The organism is Bradyrhizobium sp. 62B, assembly GCF_030272265.2.
Taxonomy (GTDB): Bacteria; Pseudomonadota; Alphaproteobacteria; order Rhizobiales; family Xanthobacteraceae; genus Bradyrhizobium.
On sequence record NZ_CP092841.2, the window covers coordinates 7,188,014 to 7,213,783 of the forward strand.

Genomic DNA, 25,770 nt, shown 5'->3' on the forward strand with positions numbered 1-25,770 from the left:
GCAATCCGGAATCCCTCCACGGACAGACTCTGGATTGCTTCGCTGCGCTCGCAATGACGGCGCGGATGAAGCGTGCGCTATATCTTCCGTCTCTTGTTCCCTGAAAGTCCCCCATGCATCTCGACCGCCGTTCCCTGCTCGCCTCGCTCGTCTGGATGGCCGCATCGCCCGCATTCGCCGCCGAGGCGCCGCCCGAGCTCGAATCCTATGAGCGCGAGAGCGGTGGGCGGATCGGGGTCCATGCCGAGAACCTTGCAACCGGCAGGCAGCTCGCCTGGCGCGCCGATGAGCGCTTCGTGATGTGCTCGACGTTCAAGGCCTCGCTCGCGGCCTGCGTGCTGGCACGGGTCGATCGCGATGAGGAGCAGCTGGCGGCCATGATCCCTTACGGCAAGGCCGATCTGCTGGACTATGCACCGGTCGCCAAGCAAAATCTCGCGGCCGGCACGATGTCCGTGACCGAGATGTGCAAGGCGATCGTCGAGCTCAGCGACAATACCTGCGCCAATCTGCTGCTGGCACGGATCGGCGGGCCGGCGGCCCTCACGGCATTCTGGCGTTCGATCGGCGATAGCACCTCGCGGCTCGATCATAATGAGCCCGAGCTCAACCGCTCACCGCCGGGCAATCCCCAGGACACCACGACGCCGGCAGCGATGGCGGGGAATTTGCGGCGCCTGGTGGTGGGTGAAGCCCTTTCGCCGGCCTCGCGCGCCCTGCTTACGGATTGGATGGTGAACTGCAAGACCGGCGCGAACCGGCTGCGCGGCGGCCTGCCCGCAAGCTGGACCATCGGCGACAAGACCGGCAACAACGGCAAGGATGCATCGGGTGATATCGCGGTCGTCTGGCCCAAACCCGACACGCCGATCCTGATCACGGCCTATACCCAGGGTGGCACGCCGAACGCGGCGCAGATCGAAGCCGTGTTCGCGCGGATCGGGCGCATGGTGACCGAGCGGCTGGCGTAAGCCGCGCATTGACGCAGCAGTCGCTTCCGGGTCAAGACAGGCCACTATGGAAGCGAAATTTCAGACCTTTCTCATCCTGCTCGCGGTGCTGGCGGGCACCGCACTTGCCGCGCGCCGCTTCAACATCGCGCCCGCGATCCTGCTGATGCTGGCCGGCGTCGGCCTCGCTTTCGTTCCGGGCATGCCCTCGGTGGAATTGCCGCCGGAGCTGGTGCTGCTGATGGTGCTGCCGCCGCTGATCTATTCGGCGAGCGTCGCCATGAGCTGGCGCGAGTTCCGAAAAAATTTACGCCCGATCGTCCTGCTCGCGGTCGGCGCGGTGATCTTCACCGCGGCGATGGTGGCGGCCGCGACCCACTACATGATCGGCCTGCCCTGGACCATCGGCTTCCTGTTAGGCGCCATCGTCGCGCCGCCCGACGTGGTGGCGCCGCTCGCGATCGCGCGCCGGCTCAACTTGCCGCGGCGGCTCGTGGTCATCCTCGAAGGCGAAGGGCTCGCCAACGATGCCACGGCGCTGATCCTCTACCGCTTCGCGCTGGCCGCGATCATGGTCGGGCATTTCTCGCTGCCGCTGGCGGCCGGCGAATTCCTCCTCATCGTCGCCAGCGAGATCGCCTTCGGCATCGGCGTCGGCTGGCTCTCCCTCCGCTTCCGCAAATGGTCCGGAGATCCGCAAGTCGAGCTGACGCTGTCGCTGATCACGCCCTACGTCTCCTATTGGCTGCCCGAGCATGTCGGCGGCTCCGGCGTGATCGCGACGGTCGCCTGCGGTCTCTATGTCAGCTGGAACGGCCCGCTGCTGATCTCGTCGGCGACGCGCCTGCAAGGCATCTTCTTCTGGGATCTCGTGATCTACCTGATCGAGGGCGTACTGTTCCTGCTCACCGGCTTTCAGATGCGCGCGCTCTACGAGAAATCGAAGGCGTTCCCGCTCGACGACATCCTGATCGCGACCGCCGTGGTGCTGGTGATCGTCGTGACGGCGCGCTTCGCCTGGCTCTATCCTGCAACCTATCTGCCGCGAATGCTCAGCAAGTCGCTGCGCGAGCGCGATCCGTCGCCGCCATGGCAGTGGCCGTTCGTGCTCGCCTTCACCGGCGTGCGCGGCGCGGTGTCGCTCGCGGCCGCGCTGGCGCTGCCGTTCACGCTGCCGGGCGGCGAAGCCTTCCCGTATCGCGACCTGATCCTGTTCGTGGCCTTCGGCGTCATCTTCGTCACGCTGATCGGCGTCGGGCTCACGCTGCCGCCGGTGGTGCGCTGGCTCGGTGTCGCGCAGGCCGGCCGCGACGAGCATGTCGCCGAGCACGAGGCCGAGATCGCCGCACGCCGCCAGGCGCTCGACGCCGCGCTGAAGTCGCTCGACGCAATGACCGAGGAGAAGGACGTGTCGGACGAGGTCATGCGGCTTCTGCGTGCACGTCACGAGATCCGCACCAACCAACTGCCGGAGTCGCTCGATCCCACCCGCCACGACGTCTCCGCCGCCGGCACCGCGCTGACCCGCGACCTGATCGCCGCCGAGCGCAAATTCATTCACAACCTGCTGCGCGACGGCCAGATCACCGACGAGACACGGCGACGGATCGAGCGCGACCTGGATCTGGAGGAGGCGGGCCTGGCGAACCGGGAGTATCGGGACGTGCCGCTTTAGCGCCGCGAGCTACCGCCTCTCGCAGAACTCCCTCATCGCAGCCGCAACGGCGCCCGCGACCACCTCATGCCGCTCCGCCGAGTTCATCGCCATCTCCTCATCGCGGTTGATGATGGAGCCGGCTTCGAGCAGCACCGCGGCGCTGCTTGTCCGTGAAAGAACGACCAACACGTCATAGCGGTAGACGCCGACATCCTTGTCGAGCAGCTGGCGCCGGTAACGGCCCATCAGCGGCAAGGTATATTGGCTGGCATAATGCAGGCCCTGTTCCTTCAACTGCCTGCCGATCATCCGGGCCAGCTTCAGGCTGGTGGCGAAATGCGAATTCTGCTGCGACACGAACAGCGAGTGGCCCGAAAAGCGATCGCTGAAATAGCTCTTCGCGCCGTCGAATTCCCAGGTCTCGAGCAATTTGTCCGGGACCGAATCGTGATGGATGGACAGGAAGAGATCGGCCCGGCCGTCATTCGCGGCACTGACCCGCTTGAACAGGCTCGGTCGTGCCTTGCCGTCGGTGACGAGCAGGCGGGTTGCCGCAAAACCCTCAGCCTTCAGCTTCGCCGTGACGAGGCGCGCGAGAACGAGGTTGAAGCCGAACTCCGGATCGTTGCGCGCGCTGAGTGCGCCGTAGGAGTCCGGGGTGTGCCCGACATCGACCACGATCCGGAACTTCGGCATCTCGCATTTGGCCGGTGATTGGGACTGCTTCGGCGTGGCCTTGGCGACCTTTCGCGCGGCCGCGGCCTCGCTGCGGCCAACAGGCGCAAGCCACGACAACAGGATCGCGGCGACCAGTCCGGCGATGATGCTGCGCGATTGCCCCACGCGTTACTCCGCCGCTGCGATCCTGGGTCGGCCGACGAAGCCCGCGACATCGCCAAAACGTTCCAGCATCACGGCGGGCAGATCCTTGGAGCTGCTGGTGACGCAGGCCCCGGAGCGCACCGCATAGCGATCCTGATGCGCGGCCTGCGGCGGCGGCTCGCCCTGCTGGAGCGCCCGGGCCAGATCCATCACGACTTTGCGGAAATGCATGATGCCGAGATCGGTCGGTCCGAGATGCTCGCGGGTGCGGTCGGCGATCGGGCCCTGGCTGTCCTGCACGGCGGCATCCTGCTCGGAGACGCCCTTGATGCCGGTGTAGCTGCGGGTCTTCTGCAGCTTGCGGTCGATCAGGTAGTCGTTGCCCTTGTGGCGCAGCGGCACGTAATTGTCGTCGACCTCCGCGATGACGCCGTTGCCGTGGTCATAGGCGTCGCGCTCGGCCTGCGAGAGCGGCCGTTCCGGATTCCACACATAGGTGTAGATCCAGCAATTGGTATCGGTGACGGGCACGAAGGTCTGGCCAAAAATATTCTCGCCCGGCATCGCGCTCGGGGCATAGGCATGGAACGGCATCAGGAACTGCGCGATGCGCCAGTAGATGTTGTCGCCGCCGGTGAGCCGGCCGCCGGCGATCGTCAGCCCGGCCTCGTGCGGCGCAACCTTGATCACAGGACGCGGGTCCTCCGCGATCCAGCGCATGTGATCGCTCGACATCCGCGCGATCGGATTCACAAAATGCTTCTTGATGTCCAGAATCTCGTTCTCCTCCTTGTCGAAGGAGAGATGGGCGAAGGTGAAATGCGCGGTGTCGATCGAGCCTTCCAGGGCCTGCACCCAGTTGCAGTCCTGCCATTTCTTGCTGACGTAGCGGTGCGATTCCGGCAGCAGCGCCATTTCGAGATCAGGCAGCTCGGGCATGGCTTCGAGCGGACCCATATAGGCCCAGATCATCTCGCCCCATTCGCGCACCGGGTACGACTTGATGCGGATCAGGTCCTTGGCATTGAGATCGGGATAGGAGGTCGGCATATCCACACAGCGCCCGTCGGTGTCGAACTTCCAGCCATGATAGACGCAGCGGATGCCGCACTCCTCATTGCGCCCCAGCCAGAGATTGGCGCCGCGATGCGGGCAGTATTGGTCGATGATTCCGACGACGCCGCGCGTATCGCGGAAGGCGAGCAGCTCCTCGCCGAGCACGACGATCTTCTTCGGCTCGCCGTCGGGCTCGGAAAGTTCTTCCGAGAGCAGGACGGGAATCCAGAAGCGGCGCAGCAATTCCCCCATGCCCGTTCCGGGGCCGGCCTCGGTCAGGAATTTATTGTCCTCTGCGCGAAGCATGAAGAAGCCTCCCGATTTGTTTTTTGGGAAGATTGGCGCGGGAGCAGGAGGACGTCAACGCAAGAACGAAGCACTTGTCCCCCGACGCGGCGCGGCGTGAAATGAGGCTGAAGCAGCGCTGCGCTGCGTCCGGGGCACAAGCAGCCCTAGACCGGCCGCTCGCCCTTCACCGTCACGCGCGTGCCCGAGCGCGTATGCGGCCAGTAGTCCCACATCGCGCGGTGCTGGGTGCAGCGGTTGTCCCAGAAGGCGATGGCGTTCTCGGTCCAGCGGAAGCGGCACTGGAACAGCGGGTTCTCGGCGTGCTGGTAGAGATAGGCCAGCATCGCATCGCTCTCATCGCGCGGGATGCCGTTGATGTGGCGGGTGAAGCCGCGGTTGACGTAGAGCGCCTTCTTGCCCGTGACCGGATGGGTTCGCACCACGGGATGCTCGGCTTGCGGATAGGAGGGACGATCGGCGACGCCGTAATTCGCATAGAGCCCACGGTAGATCGGCTCGCCGTCGTGCAGCGCGGTGAGGCCGTCGAGATAGGCCTTCATGCGGTCCGACAAGGCTTCGTAAGCCGCATACATGTTGGCGAACAGGGTGTCGCCGCCGCGCGGCGGGCATTGCTTGATGTAGAGGATCGAGCCCATCGGCGGCTCGAGATCGCAGGACACGTCCGAGTGCCAGCCCTCGCCATTGGCGCGCGGCGAGTTCTTGTCGGCGTAGATCTTCATCAGGGCCGGGTCTTCGTCCTCATGCGGCGCTGCGGGGTGAAAATGCAGCTCGCCGAACTTGCGGCCGAAGGCGAGGTGCTGCTGCGGCGTGATGTGCTGGTCGCGGAAGAAGATGACGAGGTTTTCGGCGAGCGCGCGGTGGATCTCGTCCATCTGCCGGTTGGAGCGCGCGTCGCCATCCACGAGCGAGCCGATGTCGATCCCGGAGATTTCCGCGCCGATGATCGGCGTGAGCTTTTCGACCGCGATGGTCTCGTAAGGCGCGCCGTCCTCAGCCGTGTGGCGATAGCGCGGACCCTGCTTGCCGGCGAGTGAGCTCATGGCGTGTCTCCCGATCATTGTTGATTGGGAGCCATCGTAGCAATGTAGGGCGGGTTCGCGAAGCGTAACCCGCCACTTCGCGTCCGCAAAAAAATTCGCGTCCGCAAAAAAATAAGGCGGGTTACGCTGCGCGAACCCGCCCTACGATTCAATGTTGAGGTGGCGCCTACTCCGCCGCCGTCACCGGCACCTTGGCGCCCTGTCCGTAGCGCTGGTCGATATAGTCGATCACCAGCGCCTTGAAGTCGGCGGAGATGGTGGGGCCGCGCAGCGTGCGGAACTTCTTGCCGTCGACGAACACGGGCGCGGCCGGGGCTTCGCCGGTGCCCGGCAGGGAGATGCCGATATTGGCGTGCTTGGATTCGCCGGGGCCGTTGACGATGCAGCCCATCACCGCGACGTTGAGCTCTTCCACGCCGGGATATTTCGTCTTCCACGCCGGCATCTCGTCGCGGATGAAATCCTGGATCGAGCGGGCCAGCTCCTGGAACGTGGTCGAGGTGGTGCGGCCGCAGCCGGGGCATGCCGCGACCAGCGGCACGAAGGTGCGGAAGCCCATGGTCTGCAGCAGCTCCTGGCCGACCTGCACTTCACGGGTGCGGTCGCCGCCGGGCTCCGGCGTCAGCGAGATACGGATGGTGTCGCCGATACCCTGCTGCAAGAGGATGCCGAGCGCCGCCGAGGACGCCACGATGCCCTTCGAGCCCATGCCGGCTTCGGTGAGGCCGAGATGGATGGCGTAATCGGAACGGCTGGCGAGGTCCTGATAGACCGCGATGAGATCCTGCACCGCCGAGACCTTTGCGGAGAGGATGATGCGGTTCTTGGGCATGCCGAGCTCTTCGGCGCGCGCGGCCGAGAGCAGCGCGGATTGCACCATGGCCTCGCGCGTCACCGCGCGCACGTCGCGCGGATTGGCGGAGGCGGCGTTCTCGTCCATCAGCTTGGTCAGGAGCTCCTGGTCGAGCGAGCCCCAATTGGCGCCGATGCGGACCGGCTTGCCGTTCTTGTTCGCGATCTCGATGATGTCGGCGAACTGGGTGTCGCGCTTGTCCTTGAAGCCGACATTGCCGGGATTGATGCGGTACTTGGCGAGCGCCTCGGCGCAGGCCGGATAGGCCGCGAGCAGCTTGTGGCCGATATAGTGGAAGTCGCCGATCAGCGGCGTCGTGATCCCGCGCTTGGCGAGGCCGTCGCGAATGTGCGGAACGGCGGCCGCGGCTTCCTCGCGGTCCACGGTGATGCGGACCATTTCGGAGCCGGCGCGCGCGAGCGCTGCGACCTGGGCAATGGTACCGTCGATGTCGGCGGTGTCGGTGTTGGTCATCGACTGCACGACGATCGGCGCACCGCCGCCGACGGCGACGTCGCCGACCTTGACCTGGGTGGTACGATGGCGCGGTGCAGGTCCCGCGAGATCGGAATCGATGGTGGTTTCGGGCTTGTTCATGGGGTCCAAATATCAGGTTTTGGTGACGTTCAGCAATGCATCAGCTGGCGCCGCAGCCGTTTGGCTCGGACGGTTAACCAGAAAAAGCCCAGCAATTACAAGGACAGCAGCCGCCCCGAACGCCAGGCTTAGGGTGTCGTGCATGATGAAATAGCTACCCACCACGCCAAACAAAGGGGTGATGAAGGTAAAAGCCGACAATTTGCTGGCCGAATAGGCCTTCACCAGAGCGAACCAAAGCGTGAACGTGGTTCCAACCACCCAGATCGCCTGGAACGCCATCAGGCCGAGCGAGAGCGGCGCCGGGGTGTGGGTGATGGTCTCGCCGAACAGCCAGGCCGCCAGCCCCAGGATGGGGATCGAGGTGGCGACCTGATAGCCCAGCGCCTTCTCCGGCGCAGCGAATCGCAACCGCGTGCCCTTGGCTACCAGCGTCGTCGCCGCCCACAGCGCGGCACCACCGACGATCATGAGGTCCCCGAGCAGCACATGTGAATCGACATTGGGCTGCGGCACGCCGATTGCGAGCGCGACGCCGGCAAAGCTGATGGCGAGGCCCAGCCATTGCGAGGCGCCGAGCCGCTCGCCGAGCACCTGATAGGAGCCGAGCGCGACGAAGAACGGCGCGGTGTAGAGGAACACCACCGCGCGCGAGGCGGAGGTGAGGCGCAATCCCTGGAAGATCAGCACGAATTCGATGCCGAACATCAGCCCGGCGATCAGGCCCGGCTTCCACGTGCGGTCGTTCTCGAAGAATTTGACGCCGCGAAGCGTGCCGATGATGAACAGCACCGGCAGCGCGCCCGCCGAGCGGATCGTGGCCTGGAGCATCGGCGGGATGTCCGGCAGCACCAGCTTCACCGCGATCTGGTTGAACCCCCAGGTCAGGCACAGCATGAGCATCAGGGCGATGGCGCCGGCACTGAGGGGGCGTGCGGCGGATAGGTTGGCTTGGGTTGCGGACATGTCTTCCTGAAAATCCGGCTTTGCGCCGTTGTTGCTTCAAGCAGCTTTCTGACAATGGGTGCAGACGCCCGTGATCTCCACCACGGACAATTTGGGAGCAAAGCCCGAGCTGCGCGCCGCGGCATTGAGATCGCCGGCGAAGGACGCCGAGGGAATCTCGCCGACCAGGCCGCAGCGCTCGCAGATCAGGAACGCCACCGCCGAGGTCGCGTCATGGTCGTGCGCGGCGCAGGCGAGGTAGGCATTGCGGCTTTCGATGCGGTGCACGAGGCCGTTGGCCATCAGGAAATCGAGCGCCCGGTAGACTGTGATCGGCGCTGGCCGCGGCATCGACTTGGCCAATTCGTCGATCACCTCATACGCGCCGAGCGGACGGTGGCTGGAAAGCAAGGCCCCCAGCACCTGGCGCCGGATCGGCGTGAATTTCTGCGCGCGCTGCTCGCAGACCTCCTCGGCATGCGCCAGCGCATCCGCGGTACAGCGGCCGTGATCGTGGTCTGGCGCGGGAAAGGCCGTCTTCGCGGGGGTCATGCGGCACAGCTTCTAGCATTTCGCCGATGGAACCCAAAGCGCGACGGGCGCGGCGGCTGTCAGCCATGCTCTCATGGCGGGACAGCCACCCGGTAAGCCACCGTGCAACAATCATAAGCTTGCTTATTATATTCCAAGCTTATTGGAGACCAAGCTCATGAGCCGCGGGTCCGTGGACCAGAATTTCCTGTTTACGCTAGGTGAGCTCTACCGCCTGTTGCGCGTCTATGCCGACAAGGAAGCCTCGCGCTTCGGCATCACGCGCGCGCAATGGGCCGTGCTGGCCAAGGTCGAGCGCAGCGAAGGCATGAAGCAGTCGGAGCTCGCCGAGCTGCTCGAGATGCAGCCGATCACGCTGACCCGCCTGATCGACAAGCTCTGCGACAATGACTGGATCGAGCGGCGCAACGACGCCTCGGACCGGCGCGTCAAGCGCCTGCACCTCAAGAAGGCCGGCCGGCAGCTGCTCGGCCGGATGAGCGGCCTGAAGTCGGAGCTCACCGCGAACGCGCTCGACGGCATCAGCCCGGCCGACGCCCACCGTCTCCTGACCCAGCTCGAAACCATCAAGGAAAACGTGCGCAACGCGATCCAGACATCCGGCGCGGAGCAAGCACGTAAGGAGCAGCGCTATGGCTGACCAGGTCCTCAAGTTCCAGCCCGAGCAGAAGACCGACAGCGGCAAGCCGACCAAGAAGGCCGGCACCGATCCGCGCCGCCGCCTGGTCGCAGGCCTGCGCCGCTATCGCCGCTTCCTGCTGCTGGTCGTGCTGCCTGTAGCCGCCGCCATCGGCGGCCTCACCTTCTACCTGCATGGCGGCCGCTATGTCGGCACCGATGACGCCTATGTCGGCGCCCAGAAGGTGCTGGTGACGCCCGATATCTCCGGCAAGATCCTGAAGGTGGTCGTGAAGGAAGGCCAGTCGGTCAAGCACGGCGACGAGCTGTTCGAGATCGACCCCGTTCCGTTTCGCCACGCGGTGGACGAAGCCAAGGCGCAGCTCGCGCAGGCGCGCACGACCTATGACAACCTCGTCGCCAACATCAAGATCTATGGCGACATGCTCGATCTCGCCCAGCAGGGCATGGATCTGAAGAAGCGCGATGTCGAGCGCAAGCAGGCGCTGGTGAAGAACAATTACGGCTCGCAGCTCGATCTCGACAACGCCTCGAATGCGCTGGTGACCGCCGGCGCGCAGGCGCAATACATCAAGCAGCAACTGTCCAACGCCAAGACGCAGCTGCTCGGCAACGCGGAATTGCCGCTGGAGCAATTCCCGCCCTACGCTCAGGCGAAAGCCAAGCTGGACGATGCCCAGCGCAACCTCGACCACACCGTGCTGCGCGCGCCGATGGACGGCGTGGCGACGCAGGTCGAGCAGATTCAGCTCGGCCGTTTCGTCACCGCGGGCACGCCCGTCTTCTCGATCATCGACGTCGCCCATCCCTGGGTCGACGCCAATCCCAAGGAGAGCGACCTCACCCACGTCACCGAGGGACAGCCCGTCACGCTCGAGGTCGACGCGTTCCCGAACCATGTCTTCAAGGGCAAGATCGGCTCGCTCTCGCCCGGCACCGGCGCGCAATTCGCGATCCTGCCGCCGCAGAACGCCACCGGCAATTTCGTCAAGGTGGTGCAGCGCGTGCCGATCCGCATCTATTTCGACGAGACCGACAAATACGTGCGGAAGCTGAAGGCCGGCATGAGCGTCTACGCCACCATCGACACCGGCCATCAGCGCTCGCTCGCGGGCCTGCTCGGCCTGTCGGCGACCGCGAGCCAAGATCAAGATAAAGACTGACGAGGACTGATCGGATGTCCGGTCCCAATGCCCATCTGATGGTCCCCGGCCTGCGCCGGAACATGGTGACGATCTGCGCCATGACCGCGACCATCATGCAGGCGCTGGACACCACCATCGCCAACGTCGCTTTGCCCTACATGCAGGGCACGCTGTCGGCCTCGCAGGACCAGATCAACTGGGTGCTGACCTCCTACATCGTCGCCGCCGCGATCATGACGGCGCCGGTGGGCTGGATCGCCAACCGCTTCGGCCGCAAGCGCATCTTCATCATCTGCTCGGCCGGCTTCACCATGGCCTCGGTGCTGTGCGGCCTCGCGCAGGACATCAACCAGATGGTGCTGTTCCGCCTGCTGCAGGGCGTGTTCGGCGCGGCGCTGGTGCCGCTGTCGCAATCGGTCATGCTCGACTATTACACGCTCCAGGAACGCGCCAAGGCGATGTCGATCTGGGGCATGGGCGTGATGATGGGTCCGATCATGGGCCCCTCGCTCGGCGCCTGGCTGACCGAGACCTATTCCTGGCACTGGGTGTTCTTCGTCAATTTGCCGTTCGGCTTCATCACGGTGCTCGGCCTGATCGTGTTCATGGACGAGACCCGGAAGGATTTCAGCCTCAGATTCGACTGGTTCGGCTTCGCCGCGCTGGCGGTTGCGATCGGCGCGCTGCAGCTCGCGCTCGACCGAGGCGAGCAATTGGGCTGGTTGGAATCCAATGAGATCCTCGCGGAGTTCATCGTCTCGGCCGTCGCCTTCTACTTCTTCCTGGCGCACTCCTTCACGACCTCGACACCGTTCATCCGCTTCGCGCTGTTCCGGGATCGCAACTTCGTCACCGGCTGCATGTTCATGGTCGTGATGGGGCTCGTGCTGTTCTCGACCATGGCGCTGGCCTCGCCCTACATGCAGAACGTGATCGGCTATCCCATCATCACCGCCGGCCTCTTGCTGGCGAGCCGCGGCTTCGGCACCTTCTTCGCCATGATGCTGGTCGGCCGCATGATGCGCTATTTCGAGGCGCGCACGCTGATCATCTCCGGCCTGACGCTGACCGCGGCCTCGCTGTACCAGATGACGGGCTGGACCGACCTGACCCAGGTGCCGGAGATCGTCACCGTCAGCGTCATCCAGGGTTTTGGCTTTGGCCTCGTCTTCGTGCCGCTCTCGACCGTGGCGTTCCTGACGCTCTCGAACGAACTGCGCACCGACGGCACCGCGATGCTGACCCTGATGCGCAACGTCGCGAGCTCGGTCGGCATCTCCGTCGTCATCGCGCAGCTGACGCAGGGAACGCGGCGGACCTACGCAATCCTGTCGGAGCACATCAACCCGTTCAACCACGCGCTGCAGATGCCCGACGTCCGTGGCCTGATCAATCTGTCCACCGACGCCGGCCGCGCCATGGCGGACCGGATGGTCAGCGTGCAGGCGCAGATCATCGCCTTCGCGCATGACTACCAGCTGGTGATGCTTTTCATCCTCTGCACCATCCCGCTCGCTCTGCTGATCGGATCGACCAAGGCCACGCTACGCAAGCAGGCGGCGGGACCGGAACACGCGGTGATGGAGTAGGCACAGTTTCACGCGATCTCGTGTCCCGGCGCGGTGCAGCGCGGAGCGATGCGCCTCAGGACCGGGACCCATTCTGCTGTCGGATCTGGCCCCCGGCTCAGCAGCGCATCACACCGGACGATGCTTCGCATCGCCGGGAGTGCTGCGCTGCGTCCGGGGCACGCGAGATCACCCCAACAACTCCTCGCAGCCGAGATCATCCACCGCCGCGAATATCCGCTCCAGATTATTCCACCAGATCACCGGCGGGATGTTGAAGCTCCACTGCCAGACCGGCCGCGTGATCTGCCAGAGCACCGCCCAGCGGTAGTCGCGATCGAGCGCGCCGCGCGTGTAGCCGGTGATGCCGCTGTCGATCAGCGTGTCGTGATAGAGGTTGAGCAGCGCGCGTTCCAGCGCTTGCCGGCGCTCCGGATACCAGTGCATCGCCATCATATAGGCGAGGTCGTGGCTTGGAACGTTGATGCTCCACAGGTCGAAATCGAAGATGCGCGCGGTATCGGCAACGCCTGAGCGCGGCAGCAGGAAATTCCAGACATGGGCATCACCATGGGTGATGCTGAGGTGACGGCGCGAGTGGTAGCGCTGGGACAGCCGGTCCGACTGATCGATCAGGCGGCGATAGAGGATACGCCGTTCCTCACTGAGGCGGTCACCGAGAGAATCTGCAAAGCGGTCGTAATGGCCCGCGAAGGTCTCCATGCGCTCCGCACTGTCCTCGGGGCTCGCGAAGGTGCCGACGGTGTCGCCGAGGCCCGGATGGTCCCACCAGGATGCATGCCAACGTGCGAGCGTGGTGACGATGGCGATCGTCTGCTCGCGCGATGGCGGCAGCGGCCAGGCCGCCGCGACGTCGTGGCTGTCGGTGAGGTCCTCGAGCAGAAGATGCCAGGCGAGACTGTCCTCGTCGAAATGTCCGTCGAAGCAGAGTGGCACGAGTCCCGGCGGCATATTCGGCGCCAGCTGCGTGTAGTACTCCACCTCGCGCCGGCCGCCATTGGCAAGCTTCTCGGCGAACGCGGAATTCGCGGTCTTCAGGATCAGCGATTGCGGGGCACCCGTGGATTCGCCGACATAGCGCAGGCCAAGCCGGACGATATGGGACACCACGGTGTCGCGCTGGTGCAGCACCTTCACCTCGCGCACCGCGCCGGCATCCAGCACGCCGCCCCGGCGCAGCGCGGCCGTCAGCCGAGCCGGCTCAATGATGTCAGGCAATTGTGGAGATGTCATAACCACGATGCCCCCGTGCCGCTCCATACTGCACGATCACAACCGCCGGCACCAGCGGCAGGCATCGCGCCCGGCTCAAGCCGCGGCGGTCGATTCGCGCACGGTCCTGACCACGACCGACCGGAGCTGTTCGAGATTGGCCGCCATGCCGGCGATCGCCCGCCTGACCTCCTCGGCGCGCTCGTTCACGGAAGCGGCGTCGCGGCTGACATTGCCGATCTTGGCCGAGACCTCCTTGGCGGCCGACGCCGATTCGGAAATCGAGCGCGTGATTTCCCGCGTCGCGGCGTCCTGCTCTTCCATCGCGGCGGCAACAGAGGTGGCGACGCCGTCGATCTCGACGATGTGCCCTCCCATCGTTTCGACGGCATCGACCGCGGCCTGCGTCGAGGCCTGGATCTCGGCAATGAGCCGCGCGATCTCCTCGGTGGATTTGGCGGTCTGGTCCGACAGGGACTTCACCTCGGCGGCGACCACGGCGAAGCCGCGACCGGCCTCGCCGGCGCGCGCCGCCTCGATCGTGGCGTTGAGCGCCAAGAGGTTGGTCTGGCCCGCGATGCCGCCGATGAGGTCTGAGACCTCGGCGATCTTCTTCACCGATCCGGCCAGCGCCTGGATGGTCGAGCGCGCCTGCTCGCGGCCGGCGACCGCCGATTTCGTCACCGTGCTGGTCCGTGCGACCTGGCTTGCGATCTCGCGGATCGAGGCGCTCAGCTCTTCGGCCGCGGCCGAGACGGTCTGCGAGCTGCCGAGGGCCTGGGTGGAGGCCGCCGCGACGGCCTGCGACTGCGCGGAGAGCGAACTTGCGATCTCTGACAGGCTGGACGCAGCCCGCTCCACGCCATGGCTCGCCGCGCTCGCGGTGTCGACCGAACGGCCGGTCTCGCGCTCGACGGTCTCCGCCATCTGATGCAGGGCGCCGCGCTTGGCGAGCGCCGCCTCCTGCTCCTGGCGCAACTGTTCCTCGCGCAGGCGGGAATTCTCGCCCGCCGCCTGCTTGAACACCAGAAGTGCACCCGCCATCGAGCCGACTTCGTCCTGGCGGTGGGCGAACGGAATGTCGGCGGTGAGATCGCCGGTCGCGAGCTTCTGCATCGTCTCCGTCATGCGCACGATCGGGCGCACCACGCCGACGGCGACGCCGAGCAGGCCCGCGGCAACGAAAGCGAGGACGGCGGCGGAGACGCCGAGGAGGATCCAAAGCATCGAGCTGTCGCGCTCCGCGGCCAGCGTTTCCATGGCGGAATTCTGCTTGTTGGCGCTCTCGACGATGCTGTCGATCACGGCGCGATGGGCGGTGTAGGCATCCTTGAGCTGCGCGTAGATGCGCTCGGACGCAGCTGCGTCCTTGGCCTTGAGCGCCGGCAGGAGCTGGTCGGACGCCTTCCAGAATTTCTGCACTTCGGCGTCGGATTTCGGCACCAGCGCCGTCTTAAGGTCGGCCGATAGGCTGGAGGAGACCCAGAATGCCTTGCGCTCGTCATAGTCCTTGCGGAGCTGAACCAGGCGTTCGCCATGGGCCGCCAGCTGATCCGGCTCGCGCATGGCGAGGGTCGCCTCGAGATAGGCCTCGATGACATATTCCGGCGGCGGCAGAATGTCCGCGATGAGGTCGTTGCCCAGCTTGATGTCAGAGTAGAGCGGACCGCCGACCTTGAGCTCTTTCAGGGCGTACAGACTGGTCGAGACCACGGCGGCGAAGCCGATGGCGAGAACGATCCCAAACGCAATGATCGCAGAGGACAACGACAGACGAAATTTCATGAAAAACAATCCGGGGCGGCGTCCAAACTGAGGCCACCCTAGACGAATACGGTAAATACGGAATTGCTTCGCGCCGGAATTGCATCGCGCGATCCCCGCACAAGTACGGGAATTTGGCGTCAAGCTATCGGTATTTGAGTCAGTAGAGCTGACGCACAGACCCAAAAGACAGTCGTTCCGGCCCGGCGCGACCCGGCGTCGGCTTCGATGCGCCGAACGAGGAAGACGTGCCGAGGAGCAACCTCCCCGGCACGTATTGCCTTCACACGTCGAAGAACACCGTCTCGTTGTCGCCCTGCAGCCGCAGATCGAGCCGATACACCGGCTTGCCGGCCTCCCGCACGGCGGTGATCGTGGCGCGCCGATCGGCGGGCACCAGCGCCAGCACGGGATCGGCGGCATTGCCGGCCTCGTCGCTGAAATAGATGCGGGTGTAGAGATGCCGCAGCATGCCGCGACCGAACACCGCAAGCAGAATGTGCGGCGCCTGCGGCTTGCCGTCGGGATCCGGCACCGCGCCCGGCTTGACGGTCTCGAATGCGTAATTGCCGTCCTTGTCGGTGCCGCAACGGGCAAAGCCGCGGAAGCTCGCATTCGGTAGCGCACGCTTGTCCTGCGGGTCGGCAAAGCGGCCCTGCGCGTCCGCCTGCCAGATCTCCAGCATGCAATCCGGCACCGCGACGCCATCGCCGTCGAACACCCGACCTTCGATACGAATGCGATCGCCCGTGACGTCGGGGGTCAGCGTCGAGTTGATGAACGCGTCGTTCCAGGCGTACTCGCCGGTCGGCGTCAGGCCGTATTTGAAGAACGGGCCGACGGTCTGCGATGGCGTGATCCCATCAGGCTTCCCAGACTGTTGCACTTAATGGTTCTCCATGGGGGTGGCGTTCTTGCCGCGCAGCACGATGTCAAAGCGGTAGCACAGCGCCCATTCGGGCTGGGTATTCTCGAGGTCGAAGGACGAGACCATGCGCGCCCGCGCCTTCTCGTCCGGCACCGAGTTGAAGATCGGGTCGAACGGAAACAGCGGATCGGCCGGGAAGTACATCTGCGTCACCAGGCGCGTGACGAAGGAATGGCCGAACACCGACAGATGGATGTGCGCGGGACGCCAGGCATTGTGGTGATTGCCCCAGGGATAGGCGCCGGGCTTGATCGTCACGAAACGATAATAGCCGGAGGCGTCGCTCACCGTGCGGCCCGCGCCGGTGAAATTCGGATCGAGCGGCGCCGGATGCTGGTCGCGGACATGGACGTAACGGCCGCAGGAATTGGCCTGCCAGATCTCGACCAATGAGCTCGGTACGCCCCGGCCGTCCTCGTCGCGCACATGGCCGTGAACGATGATGCGCTCGCCGATCGGCTCACCGGCATGCTGCGTGGTCAGATCGCTGTCGCCCTCGCGCACGGTCTCATGGCCGTAGACCGGTCCGGTCAACTCCGACAGCGTATGACGCATCGGGATCAAGGGCTTGTTCGGCGCGCGCTTGATCGAGCTCTTGTAGTCGGGCGACAGCGGCAGCGGATGCGCCTTGTTGCTGTCGGTCGGATAGATGAATGTCATTGGCGAACTCCTCCCCGGCCATTCTAGGTCCGGCCGGTCAACGCTTCCGCCAATCATTATATGACATAACTAATTTGGGGAAGCCGGTTTCGCGGCCCGCCCGCGCGCCGGATTTGGCCTGGGGTGCCCTATTTGATCGGCGGCCGCGGCAGCGTGGCCTCGCCGGCTTCGAGCCGATAGGTGTGGTCGAGCGAATACCAGGGCGCGGCGACATCAGGCACTGCCGGATGCGGCGATTCATGGCGCTGGAACTTGCCGATCAGCGCCCGCGTCACGCCGAACTGCACGTCACTGTCGATATGCGGGTCGGCAGGGTCGTAGACCTGCGAGATCAGCGTCTTGAATCCGGGCTTGAAGATCAGGGCGTGCAGATGCGCGGGTCGATAGGGATGCCGGCCCTGCGCGGCCAGCAAGCGGCCGACCACGCCATTGGTCGGGATGGGATAGCCGACCATCATCACCGAGCGGAAGGAGAAGCGCCCGTCCTGGTCGGTCGTGAACTTGCCGCGCAGGTTCATGTCGGCCTGCTCAGGATCCTGGTTCTCGTAGAGGCCGACGGGCGAGGCGTGCCAGACATCGACCTCGGCGCCGGCAACGGGACGGCCGTCCTTGTCGACGACATGGCCATTCACGAACAGCGGCGCGCCCGGGGTCTCGGAGCGCACGATCGACCCGCCATTCTCGACCCGCGGCGAGTTCAGCCGCCAGAACGGCCCGAGCAGCGATTGATCGGTTTCGGTATTGCCCTGATCGCCATTGTTGAGCAGGCACACCAGGGATGAAACGCCGAGCGAGCCTGCCATCAGCACGACTTCGTTGTGCGTGTCGGTCGAGAGCTTGCCGAGCTCGGCGATAACGGCCGTGGCGTCGCGAAACTCCTTCTCGGTCAGGCGGACGTCGCGGACGAAGGCATGCAGATGCTTGACCAGAGAGAGCATGATCTGGCGCATGCGCGGATCGGAGGTCCGCTCCATCACCGCCAGTGCAGCAGCCGTGACGTCCTGCTCGCGCTCGATGATCATGGCGCCAATCTCTCCCAGCCATTCCGGGGTGGTCCGAAGGACCAAACCCCAGGTGCGCAATTGCGCACCGGGGAATCTCGAGATCCCGGACTCCGCCCTCATCGGGCGGCTCCGGGATGACCGGACGCGAAGAGTTCGGTCAGTTCAGCTTCTCGATCGCGACCGCGACGCCCTGGCCGACGCCGACGCACATGGTGGCGAGCGCCAGCTTGCCGCCGCGCTTTTCCATGCCGTGCACCGCGGTGAGCGCGAGGCGCGCGCCACTCATGCCGAGCGGGTGGCCGAGCGCGATGGCGCCGCCATGCGGATTGACGAAATCGGCATCATCCGCGACGCCGAGCTGGCGCATGCAGGCGATGCCCTGCGAGGCGAAGGCCTCGTTGAGCTCGATCAGGTCGAAATCGCTGATCTTCTTGCCGAGGCGCTCCATCAGCTTGCGGGTCGCGGGCACCGGGCCGATGCCCATGATGCGCGGCGGCACCCCGGCCGAGGCCAGTCCGAGGATGCGCGCGCGCGGCGTCAGGCCGTGCTTCTTCACCGCAGCCTCTGAGGCCAGGATCATCGCAGCAGCTCCGTCGTTGACGCCCGAGGCATTGCCGGCCGTCACCGTGCCGGGATTGCGCACGATCGGCTTCAGTTTTGCCAGACCTTCCAGCGTGGTCTCAGGACGCGGATGCTCGTCCTTGTCGACCGTAACAGGACCGGCTTTGCCGCCAGGAATTGTGATGGGGGTGATTTCTTCCGCGAAATAACCCGCCGCGATCGCCTTGCCGGCGCGCTGCTGCGAGCGGATGGCGAAGGCGTCCTGGTCGGCGCGCGAGACCTGGAATTCCTCGGCGACGTTCTCGCCGGTCTCCGGCATGGCATCGACGCCGTACTGCGCCTTCAGCAGCGGATTGATGAAGCGCCAGCCGATCGTGGTGTCGAAGATCTCGGCCGAGCGCGAGAAGGCCTCCTGCGCCTTGCCCATCACGAAGGGCGCGCGGGTCATCGACTCGACGCCGCCGGCAATGGCGAGCTCGATCTCGCCGGAGCGGATGGCGCGGCCCGCGGCACCGACCGCATCGAGGCCGGAGGCACAGAGGCGGTTCAGGGTCTGGCCGGGAACCGAATCCGGCAGACCCGCGAGCAGCAGCGCCATGCGCGCGACGTTGCGGTTGTCCTCGCCGGCCTGGTTGGCGCAGCCGAAGAAGACTTCGTCCACCTGCGCCCAGTCGAGATTGGGATGCTTGGCCATCAGCGCCTTGATCGGGGCGGCGGCGAGATCGTCGGCGCGCACTTTGGCGAGCGAGCCGCCGAAGCGGCCGATCGGGGTCCGCACGGCATCGCAAATAAAGACGTCACGCATCGTTGTTCTCCCTGAATGCCGCGGTTCGGCCCAATTTCTTCAATGTCGGCGGAGTTTTAGGAGGGCGCCCGCGGCAGGTCAATTGACTGATACACGCGTGGTCCGAGGGGGCTGCACGCCGGCCACGCATGCCGCAATGCGGACAACGTGGAAAACCCGCTCCTAGCGGCCAAAGCGATAGGAGCAGGTGCCGAAATTTTGTAGGTTGCGCCGCCCATGACAGTGCAACAGCCGATACCCGTCCCGCCCGCCGACGAAGCGCCCGCAGCGCCGGCGGAAGCCGCCGCGCGCGTCACGCCGATGATGGAACAGTACCTGGAGATCAAGGCGGCGCACCAGGGCCTCTTGCTGTTCTACCGGATGGGCGATTTCTACGAATTGTTCTTCGAGGACGCCGAGATCGCCTCCCGGACGCTCGGCATCGTCTTGACCAAGCGCGGCAAGCACCAGGGCGCCGACATCCCGATGTGCGGCGTGCCGGTCGAGCGCTCCGAGGATTATCTGCACCGCCTGATCTCGGCCGGCCACCGCGTCGCGGTCTGCGAGCAGACCGAGGATCCCGCCGCCGCGAAAGCGCGCGGCAACAAGAGCGTGGTCCGCCGCGGCGTGGTCCGGCTGGTCACGCCGGGCACATTGACCGAGGACAATCTGCTCGACGCGCGTGCCAACAATTACCTGCTCGCGATCGCGCGCGCCCGCGCCTCCGGCGGCGGCGATCGCTTCGGCCTTGCCTGGATCGACATCTCGACCGCCGAATTCATGGTCACGGAATGTTCGGGCGGCGAGCTCGCCGCGACGCTGGCGCGCATCAATCCGAACGAGGCGATCGTCACCGACGCACTCTATAACGACAGCGAGCTCGGACAGACCCTGCGCGAATTACCGGCCGTGACGCCGCTGACCCGCGACGTCTTCGACGGCGCCACCGCCGAGAAGCGTCTGTGCGATTATTTTGCGGTCGCGACCATGGACGGGCTGGCGCAACTGACGCGGCTCGAAGCCACGGCGGCAGCAGCAGCCGTCACCTATGTCGACCGCACCCAGGTCGGCAAGCATCCGCCGCTGTCGCCGCCCGCGCGTGAAGCCTCGGGCGCGACCATGGCGATCGATCCCGCCACCCGCGCCAATCTCGAGCTGACGCGGACGCTTGCCGGCGAACGTCGCGGCTCGCTGCTCGACGCGATCGACTGCACCGTGACCTCGGCCGGCTCGCGCCTGCTGGCGCAGCGGCTGGCGGCGCCGCTGACCGATGCGCCCGCGATCGCGCGGCGGTTGGATGCGGTCAGCGCCTTCGTTACAGACCCGGCGGCGCGCGAAGACATCCGCAGCATCTTGCGCGGCGCGCCCGACATGTCGCGATCGCTGGCCCGTCTCTCGGTCGGCCGCGGCGGACCGCGCGATCTCGCCGGCATCCGCGACGGCATCATCGCCGCGGACCAGGTGCTGGCGCGGCTCGGTGAGCTCGACCAGCCGCCGCAGGAGATCGCCGCAGTGATGGCGGCGCTGCAAAGGCCGTCGCGCGAGCTGGCGGCCGAATTTGCCAGCGCGCTCGACGAGCAGCTGCCGCTGATCAAGCGCGACGGCGGCTTCGTCCGACAGGGCTATGAGCCCGCCCTCGACGAGGCGCGAAACCTGCGCGACGCCTCGCGCCTGGTGGTGGCCTCGATGCAGGCTCGCTACGCCGACGCGACCGCCGTCAAAGGCCTCAAGATTCGCCACAACAACGTGCTCGGCTATTTCGTTGAGGTCACCGCACAGCACGGCGACAAGCTGATGTCGGCGCCGCTGAACGCGACCTTCATCCACCGCCAGACGCTGGCGGGGCAGGTGCGCTTCACCACGTCGGAACTAGGGGAGATCGAGGCCAAGATCGCCAATGCCGGCGATCGTGCCCTTGGACTGGAGCTCGAGATTTTCGAGCGCCTGTCCGCGAAGGCCATGGCGATCAGCGACGATCTGCGCGCCGCCGCCCATGCGTTCGCCTTGCTCGACGTTGCAACGTCGCTCGCCAAACTCGCGGTCGACGATCACTATGTGCGACCCGACGTCGACGACTCCCTCGGCTTTGCGATCGAAGCCGGCCGCCACCCCGTGGTCGAGCGAGCCCTGAAGCGCAATGGCGAGCCGTTCATCGCCAATGCGTGCGATCTGTCACCGGCGCCTGGCCAGAAGTCCGGCCAGCTCTGGCTGCTCACCGGTCCCAACATGGCCGGCAAATCGACGTTCTTGCGCCAGAATGCGCTCATTGCCCTTCTTGCTCAAATCGGCAGCTTCGTGCCGGCGGCGCGCGCGCGGATCGGCATCATCGACCGCCTGTTCTCGCGCGTCGGCGCCGCCGACGATCTCGCGCGCGGCCGCTCCACCTTCATGGTGGAGATGGTCGAGACCGCGGCGATCCTGAACCAGGCCGGCGAGCGTTCGCTCGTCATCCTCGACGAGATCGGTCGCGGCACCGCGACGTTCGACGGCCTCTCGATCGCCTGGGCCGCGATCGAGCATCTGCACGAGAGCAACCGCTGCCGCACGCTGTTCGCGACGCATTATCACGAGCTGACCGCGCTCTCGGCCAAGCTGCCGCGCATGTTCAACGCCACCGTGCGGGTGAAGGAGTGGCAGGGCAATGTCGTGTTCCTGCACGAGGTGCTGCCGGGCTCGGCCGACCGCTCCTATGGCATCCAGGTGGCGAAACTCGCCGGCCTGCCGCCCGCGGTGATCACGCGCGCGAAATCCGTGCTCTCCAAGCTGGAGGCGCAGGACCGCGGCCAGACCGCACGCGCGCTGGTGGACGATCTGCCGCTGTTCGCCGTGCCATCGCGCGCCGCGGCGGAAGCCGCGCCGCCGAGCGAGGCCGAGCTGCTGATGGAAGCGGTGAAGGCGCTGCACCCGGACGAGATGTCGCCGCGCGAGGCGCTCGATGCGCTCTACGCGCTGAAGGCCAAGCTGCCGAAGCAGTGAAAGGAACGGTCATTCCGGGAGGTCCGGAGGACCAGACCCCAGGTGCGCAATTGCGCACCTGGGAATCACGAGATTCTCAGCTGCGCAATTGCGCACCATAGTTCGATGCTGCGGATCGCCCCGGAATGACTCGAGGGAAACTACGCCCTCGCCGCGATCGCGGCCGCTTCAGCCGCGGCGCGCTGCATGCTGGTCGACATCTCGTTCGTCACCGTGCTCTGCTCCTCGACGGCTGCCGCGGTCGATGTCACGTATTCGCTGACATTGTTGATCGCCTGCTTGATCGAGCCGAGCGCGCTGACGACGTCGCCGGAGATGCCGTTGAGGCTGCCGATCTCCTGGCCGATCTTGTCGGTCGCCTGCTTGGCCTGGTTGGCGAGGCTCTTCACTTCGGAGGCGACCACGGCAAAGCCGCGGCCGGCTTCGCCGGCCCGGGCGGATTCGATCGTGGCGTTGAGCGCGAGCAGGTTGATCTGGCCGGTGATGCTGTTGATCATCTCGACGATGCCGCTCATCGACTGCGCAGCCTCGGTGAGGCGCTGCGCCTGCGCGTCGGCGGAGGCGACCTGGTCCACCGCGCTCATCGCGGTCTCGCGGGATTTGGTCATCGCCTCGGAAATCTCGCGCACCGAGGCGTTCAGCTCCTCCGAACCCGCCGCGACCGATTCCATCATGCCGCGCACGCGCTCGTTGCCCATCCGGACCAGCACCTGCTTGGTGACGTCGGTGGCATATTTGACGACCTTGAACGGCTTGGCATTGAGATCGAGGATCGGATTGTAGGACGCCTGGATGTAGACCTCCTTGCCGCCCTTGCCGATGCGCTTGTATTCGGCCGCCTGGTACTGACCGCGGTTGAGCGCCGCCCAGAATTCGCGATAGGCAGAGCCGTCGCGCTCGCTGGGCTCGACGAACATGCTGTGATGCTTGCCCTTGATCTCGGCCAGCGAGTAACCGAGCGCGCCGAGGAAGTTGGCGTTCGCGGTGATGATCGTGCCGTCCATGTTGAACTCGATCACGGCCTGCGCCTTGTCGATCGCCGCGATCTGACCGGCGAGATCCGCGTTTTTCAGCTTCTCGGCAGTCACGTCGGTCGCGAACTTGACGACGCCGTAGGGCTTGCCCGCCTCGTCGAGCAGCGGATTGTAGGACGCGAGAATCCACACCTCCTTGCCGCCCTTGCCGATGCGCTTGAACTCGCCGGCCTGGTAGTCGCCGCGGTTGAGCGCGGCCCAGAATTCGCGATAGGCCGCGCTGTTGCGGTCGGTCTCGGCCACGAACAGGCTGTGATGCTTGCCCTCGATCTCGGACAACGAATAGCCGAGCGCCTTGCAGAAATTCTCATTGGCGGTGACGATGGTGCCGTCGAGCCTGAACTCGATCACGGCCTGGGCGCGGCCGATGGCGGCGATCTTCGAAGCATCGGTCATGCTCCGCATTTTCTTCGCGGTGATGTCGGTCGCGATCTTGGCGACCAACACGGTCTTGCCATTGCCGTCGAGTACCGGATTGTAGGCTGCTTCGATCCAGACTTCGCGGCCGCCTTTCGCGATCCGCTTGAACTCGCGCGCCTGACTCTCGCCACGGTTCAGCGCGGCCCAGAACGCCTTGTACTCGGCGCTGTCGCGCTGGTCGGCCGGCACGAACATGGAGTGATGCTTGCCCTGGATCTCGCCAAGCTGATAGCCGAGGGCGTCGAGGAAGTTCTTGTTGGCCGTGATGATCGTGCCATCCAGATTGAATTCGATCATGGCCTGGGAGCGGCCGATCGCATCGAGCCGCGCTTGCGCATCAATCTGCGACTTGCGACCGAACATCAAAGAATCTCCATCTCGAAATGACGTGGACAGCTCTTGGGGGAAGCGACTCTCGCGGCGAAACAGCCGCACTCGAATTGCAATTAGCGCGAGTCCCTGCACTCGGATGCAGCTCGGGCGCGTCCGCGCCGATGACGCCGGAAGCGGGTACGCATTATTATTCGTAAGGGAAAAGCTCGAACAAAGTTCTAATAGAAGTGTCGGAAATCAGCGGGAAGTGGAACGGCCTCCGCTCGTGTAGCAGTCGGTCCCGGCCGGCGTCACGACTTGAAATGACGCATCTCATTCAATGGCTTGCGAAGATGCGGCATCGCCAATCGGGCACGCCGGAACGACTTTTCGCGACGGGGTGTCGCGCATGTCCGTAGTCTCACGGCTGTCGTCGCGCCTTGTGCATTGCTCGCCGGCCGATCGCCCACAGCGTCAGGTTCCAGGCGATACACGTGCCGAGCGCGAGGCACAGGCCGACGGCCGAGCCGAATGACACGACCGCAACGTGTAGAACGGCGATCGCCGTGCCGAATCCGAGCAGGCCCCAGGCGGAGTTGGCGAGCACGGCGGCGGTCGGCGGGCCGCCGATCCGCGGATGCAGGATCACCATGATGCTGGAGAACACCACGGGATACAGCGCGATGATGCCGCTGATGCGGGGACCGACCCAGCCCGAGGTCGAGACCACGATGGCGACGAGGGTCGCCACCAGCGCAGCTCGCATCGGCACGTCATACCAGCGGCGCGTCACCAGCGGCATCTTCACGTGGCGGTAGCCGGCCAGCAGGGGAATGCAGATGCCGAAGGCGATCAAGTTCGCGGCGAGCCCGGCGGTGAGCGACCAGTCGAACTGACGGATGATGGAGGCCAGCACGATCCAGACCGCGACCGCACTGCCGCAACTCACCAGAAGGCTATGCCGCTGCGCCAGCACGACGTAAGTGAGGCACATGAAGATCGTCGCCGCATTGATCGGAAGACTCGCGAGCGAGCCTTGCGCGATGAAGGCGGCGTCGTGGTCGAGCGCGAGAAAGACGTAGGAAGGACCGGCCGAGATCGGCAGGGTCGCGACCAGCGCGCCGATCACCGGCCCCGACCGCTCGGTGATGATCGACGCCGTCACGACGAAGGTCGCCGCGATCGCCATGCGCAGGACAAGGAGGAGGATGAAGTGGAGGTCGGGGGACATTCTATCTGTCATTCCGGGCGCGCGAAGCGCGAGCCAGGAATCCATGACCACAGGCCGGCGTGGTTTGAGAGCTGGAGCAACAACCGTCTGAAATCGCGACGGCCTGGGATTGTGGGTCCCGGGCTCGCGCCAGGCGGCGCGCCCCGGGACGACACCAATGATCGGGTTACGACCCTCGCCTCACATCCGCTGCATCGACACCGAGACCTTCGGGCCGTTCTTGATGGTCTGATAGACCACGCAATAGCGCTCGGTGAGCTTGAGCAGGAGATCGAGCTTGTCCTGCGGCGCGTCGGTGTCGACCTCGAAGCGCAAGCGGATCTCGGCGAAGCCGACAGGGGTCTCCTTGTCGACGCCGAGCGTGCCGCGGAAATCGAGATCGCCCTCGGCATAGACATTGCCGGTCCTGAGCGGCACCTCGATCGCGGTCGCAACCGATTTCAGGGTGACGCCGGCACAGGCGACCAGCGCCTCGAGCAGCATGTCGCCGGAGCAGAGCTCGAGGCCGGAGCCGCCAGTGGCCGGATGCAGGCCAGCAAGCGCGATGGCGCGGCCGGTCTCGACCTTGCAGGCGATGCCTTCGCTGTCGGTCGAGCCCTTGGCCTTCAGTGTGATCAGAGCGGTCTTGGGATCGGTCTTGTAGCGCTCCTTGATCGGAGCCTGCATCTGGCGCAGTTGGGCGGCGTCCATCTTGTTCTCTCCCGGAAGAATTGCCCCTCGATGTACCGGC

At 65.5% G+C, this 25,770-nt stretch carries 21 protein-coding genes; 6 read left to right on the forward strand and 15 right to left on the reverse strand.

The window, feature by feature from the left end; all coding sequences use genetic code 11:
* The first annotated feature begins 113 nt into the window (after positions 1 to 113).
* The gene (gene bla / locus ML401_RS34475; RefSeq protein ID WP_285808758.1) at positions 114 to 971 is read left to right on the forward strand and encodes a class A beta-lactamase; all 858 of its coding nucleotides are present in this window, start codon (positions 114 to 116) and stop codon (positions 969 to 971) included.
* Positions 972 to 1,017: 46 nt separating this feature from the next.
* Entirely contained in the window at positions 1,018 to 2,625 is a 1,608-nt protein-coding gene (locus ML401_RS34480; protein ID WP_285808759.1) for a Na+/H+ antiporter, read from the forward strand.
* A gap of 9 nt (positions 2,626 to 2,634) precedes the next feature.
* Here the strand turns inward: ML401_RS34480 and ML401_RS34485 are convergent, their stop codons facing one another.
* The 6 genes from ML401_RS34485 to ML401_RS34510 form a co-directional block, all read right to left on the reverse strand.
* Positions 2,635 to 3,450, reverse strand: a complete 816-nt coding sequence (locus ML401_RS34485) for an N-acetylmuramoyl-L-alanine amidase (RefSeq protein WP_285808760.1) — start codon at positions 3,448 to 3,450, stop codon at positions 2,635 to 2,637.
* A gap of 3 nt (positions 3,451 to 3,453) precedes the next feature.
* Positions 3,454 to 4,791: a Rieske 2Fe-2S domain-containing protein gene (locus ML401_RS34490; RefSeq protein ID WP_285808761.1), complete on the reverse strand. Its 1,338-nt coding sequence runs from the start codon at positions 4,789 to 4,791 to the stop codon at positions 3,454 to 3,456.
* Positions 4,792 to 4,937: 146 nt separating this feature from the next.
* Positions 4,938 to 5,834, reverse strand: a complete 897-nt coding sequence (locus tag ML401_RS34495; RefSeq protein ID WP_194405023.1) for a TauD/TfdA family dioxygenase — start codon at positions 5,832 to 5,834, stop codon at positions 4,938 to 4,940.
* Positions 5,835 to 6,000: 166 nt separating this feature from the next.
* Complete coding sequence (ispG, locus tag ML401_RS34500; protein WP_194405024.1) at positions 6,001 to 7,284, reverse strand: flavodoxin-dependent (E)-4-hydroxy-3-methylbut-2-enyl-diphosphate synthase; 1,284 nt, start codon at positions 7,282 to 7,284, stop codon at positions 6,001 to 6,003.
* A gap of 12 nt (positions 7,285 to 7,296) precedes the next feature.
* Positions 7,297 to 8,250, reverse strand: coding sequence for a DMT family transporter (locus tag ML401_RS34505; RefSeq protein WP_211415411.1), 954 nt, complete (start codon positions 8,248 to 8,250; stop codon positions 7,297 to 7,299).
* 36 nt (positions 8,251 to 8,286) lie between these two features.
* Positions 8,287 to 8,781: a Fur family transcriptional regulator gene (locus tag ML401_RS34510; protein ID WP_194405026.1), complete on the reverse strand. Its 495-nt coding sequence runs from the start codon at positions 8,779 to 8,781 to the stop codon at positions 8,287 to 8,289.
* A gap of 157 nt (positions 8,782 to 8,938) precedes the next feature.
* Between ML401_RS34510 and ML401_RS34515 the strand changes: the two genes are divergently transcribed.
* Genes ML401_RS34515 through ML401_RS34525 form a run of 3 tightly spaced genes read left to right on the forward strand, consistent with a single transcriptional unit; the run spans position 8,939 to position 12,154 of the window.
* Positions 8,939 to 9,421 (forward strand): MarR family winged helix-turn-helix transcriptional regulator, encoded by a 483-nt coding sequence (locus ML401_RS34515; protein ID WP_194405027.1) that lies wholly within the window; start codon positions 8,939 to 8,941, stop codon positions 9,419 to 9,421.
* Positions 9,414 to 10,583 carry an HlyD family secretion protein gene (locus tag ML401_RS34520; protein WP_212064975.1) on the forward strand — a complete coding sequence of 390 codons (1,170 nt, stop codon included), beginning with the start codon at positions 9,414 to 9,416 and terminating at the stop codon, positions 10,581 to 10,583. The genes ML401_RS34515 and ML401_RS34520 overlap by 8 nt, the downstream gene beginning before the upstream one ends.
* 14 nt (positions 10,584 to 10,597) lie before the next feature.
* A complete protein-coding gene (locus ML401_RS34525) occupies positions 10,598 to 12,154 on the forward strand; it encodes an MDR family MFS transporter (protein ID WP_285808763.1) in 1,557 nt (518 codons plus the stop codon).
* A gap of 168 nt (positions 12,155 to 12,322) precedes the next feature.
* Here ML401_RS34525 and ML401_RS34530 read toward each other — a convergent pair whose 3' ends face one another.
* The 6 genes from ML401_RS34530 to pcaF all read right to left on the reverse strand — a co-directional run bounded on the left by ML401_RS34530 (position 12,323) and on the right by pcaF (position 19,088).
* Complete coding sequence (locus ML401_RS34530; RefSeq protein ID WP_285808765.1) at positions 12,323 to 13,414, reverse strand: phosphotransferase; 1,092 nt, start codon at positions 13,412 to 13,414, stop codon at positions 12,323 to 12,325.
* A 48-nt stretch (positions 13,415 to 13,462) separates the two neighbouring features.
* Positions 13,463 to 15,151, reverse strand: coding sequence for a methyl-accepting chemotaxis protein (locus ML401_RS34535; RefSeq protein WP_285808766.1), 1,689 nt, complete (start codon positions 15,149 to 15,151; stop codon positions 13,463 to 13,465).
* Between the two features lie 262 nt (positions 15,152 to 15,413).
* A complete protein-coding gene (gene pcaG, locus ML401_RS34540) occupies positions 15,414 to 16,016 on the reverse strand; it encodes a protocatechuate 3,4-dioxygenase subunit alpha (protein ID WP_285808767.1) in 603 nt (200 codons plus the stop codon).
* Complete coding sequence (pcaH, locus tag ML401_RS34545; RefSeq protein WP_194405033.1) at positions 16,017 to 16,718, reverse strand: protocatechuate 3,4-dioxygenase subunit beta; 702 nt, start codon at positions 16,716 to 16,718, stop codon at positions 16,017 to 16,019.
* Positions 16,719 to 16,846: 128 nt separating this feature from the next.
* Positions 16,847 to 17,740 (reverse strand): dioxygenase, encoded by an 894-nt coding sequence (locus tag ML401_RS34550; protein ID WP_285808768.1) that lies wholly within the window; start codon positions 17,738 to 17,740, stop codon positions 16,847 to 16,849.
* Positions 17,741 to 17,879: 139 nt separating this feature from the next.
* A complete protein-coding gene (pcaF, locus tag ML401_RS34555; protein ID WP_212064968.1) occupies positions 17,880 to 19,088 on the reverse strand; it encodes a 3-oxoadipyl-CoA thiolase in 1,209 nt (402 codons plus the stop codon).
* Positions 19,089 to 19,304: 216 nt separating this feature from the next.
* On the opposite strand from pcaF, the gene mutS reads away from it, so the two are divergent.
* A complete protein-coding gene (gene mutS / locus ML401_RS34560) occupies positions 19,305 to 22,043 on the forward strand; it encodes a DNA mismatch repair protein MutS (RefSeq protein ID WP_285808769.1) in 2,739 nt (912 codons plus the stop codon).
* A gap of 140 nt (positions 22,044 to 22,183) precedes the next feature.
* Here the strand turns inward: mutS and ML401_RS34565 are convergent, their stop codons facing one another.
* The 3 genes from ML401_RS34565 to ML401_RS34575 all read right to left on the reverse strand — a co-directional run bounded on the left by ML401_RS34565 (position 22,184) and on the right by ML401_RS34575 (position 25,730).
* Positions 22,184 to 23,860, reverse strand: coding sequence for a PAS domain-containing methyl-accepting chemotaxis protein (locus ML401_RS34565; RefSeq protein ID WP_285808771.1), 1,677 nt, complete (start codon positions 23,858 to 23,860; stop codon positions 22,184 to 22,186).
* Between the two features lie 370 nt (positions 23,861 to 24,230).
* On the reverse strand, positions 24,231 to 25,040 hold the full coding sequence (locus tag ML401_RS34570) for a hypothetical protein (RefSeq protein WP_259218094.1): 810 nt from the start codon (positions 25,038 to 25,040) through the stop codon (positions 24,231 to 24,233).
* 180 nt (positions 25,041 to 25,220) lie between these two features.
* Positions 25,221 to 25,730, reverse strand: a complete 510-nt coding sequence (locus tag ML401_RS34575) for an OsmC family protein (RefSeq protein WP_211415400.1) — start codon at positions 25,728 to 25,730, stop codon at positions 25,221 to 25,223.
* Positions 25,731 to 25,770: the final 40 nt, after the last annotated feature.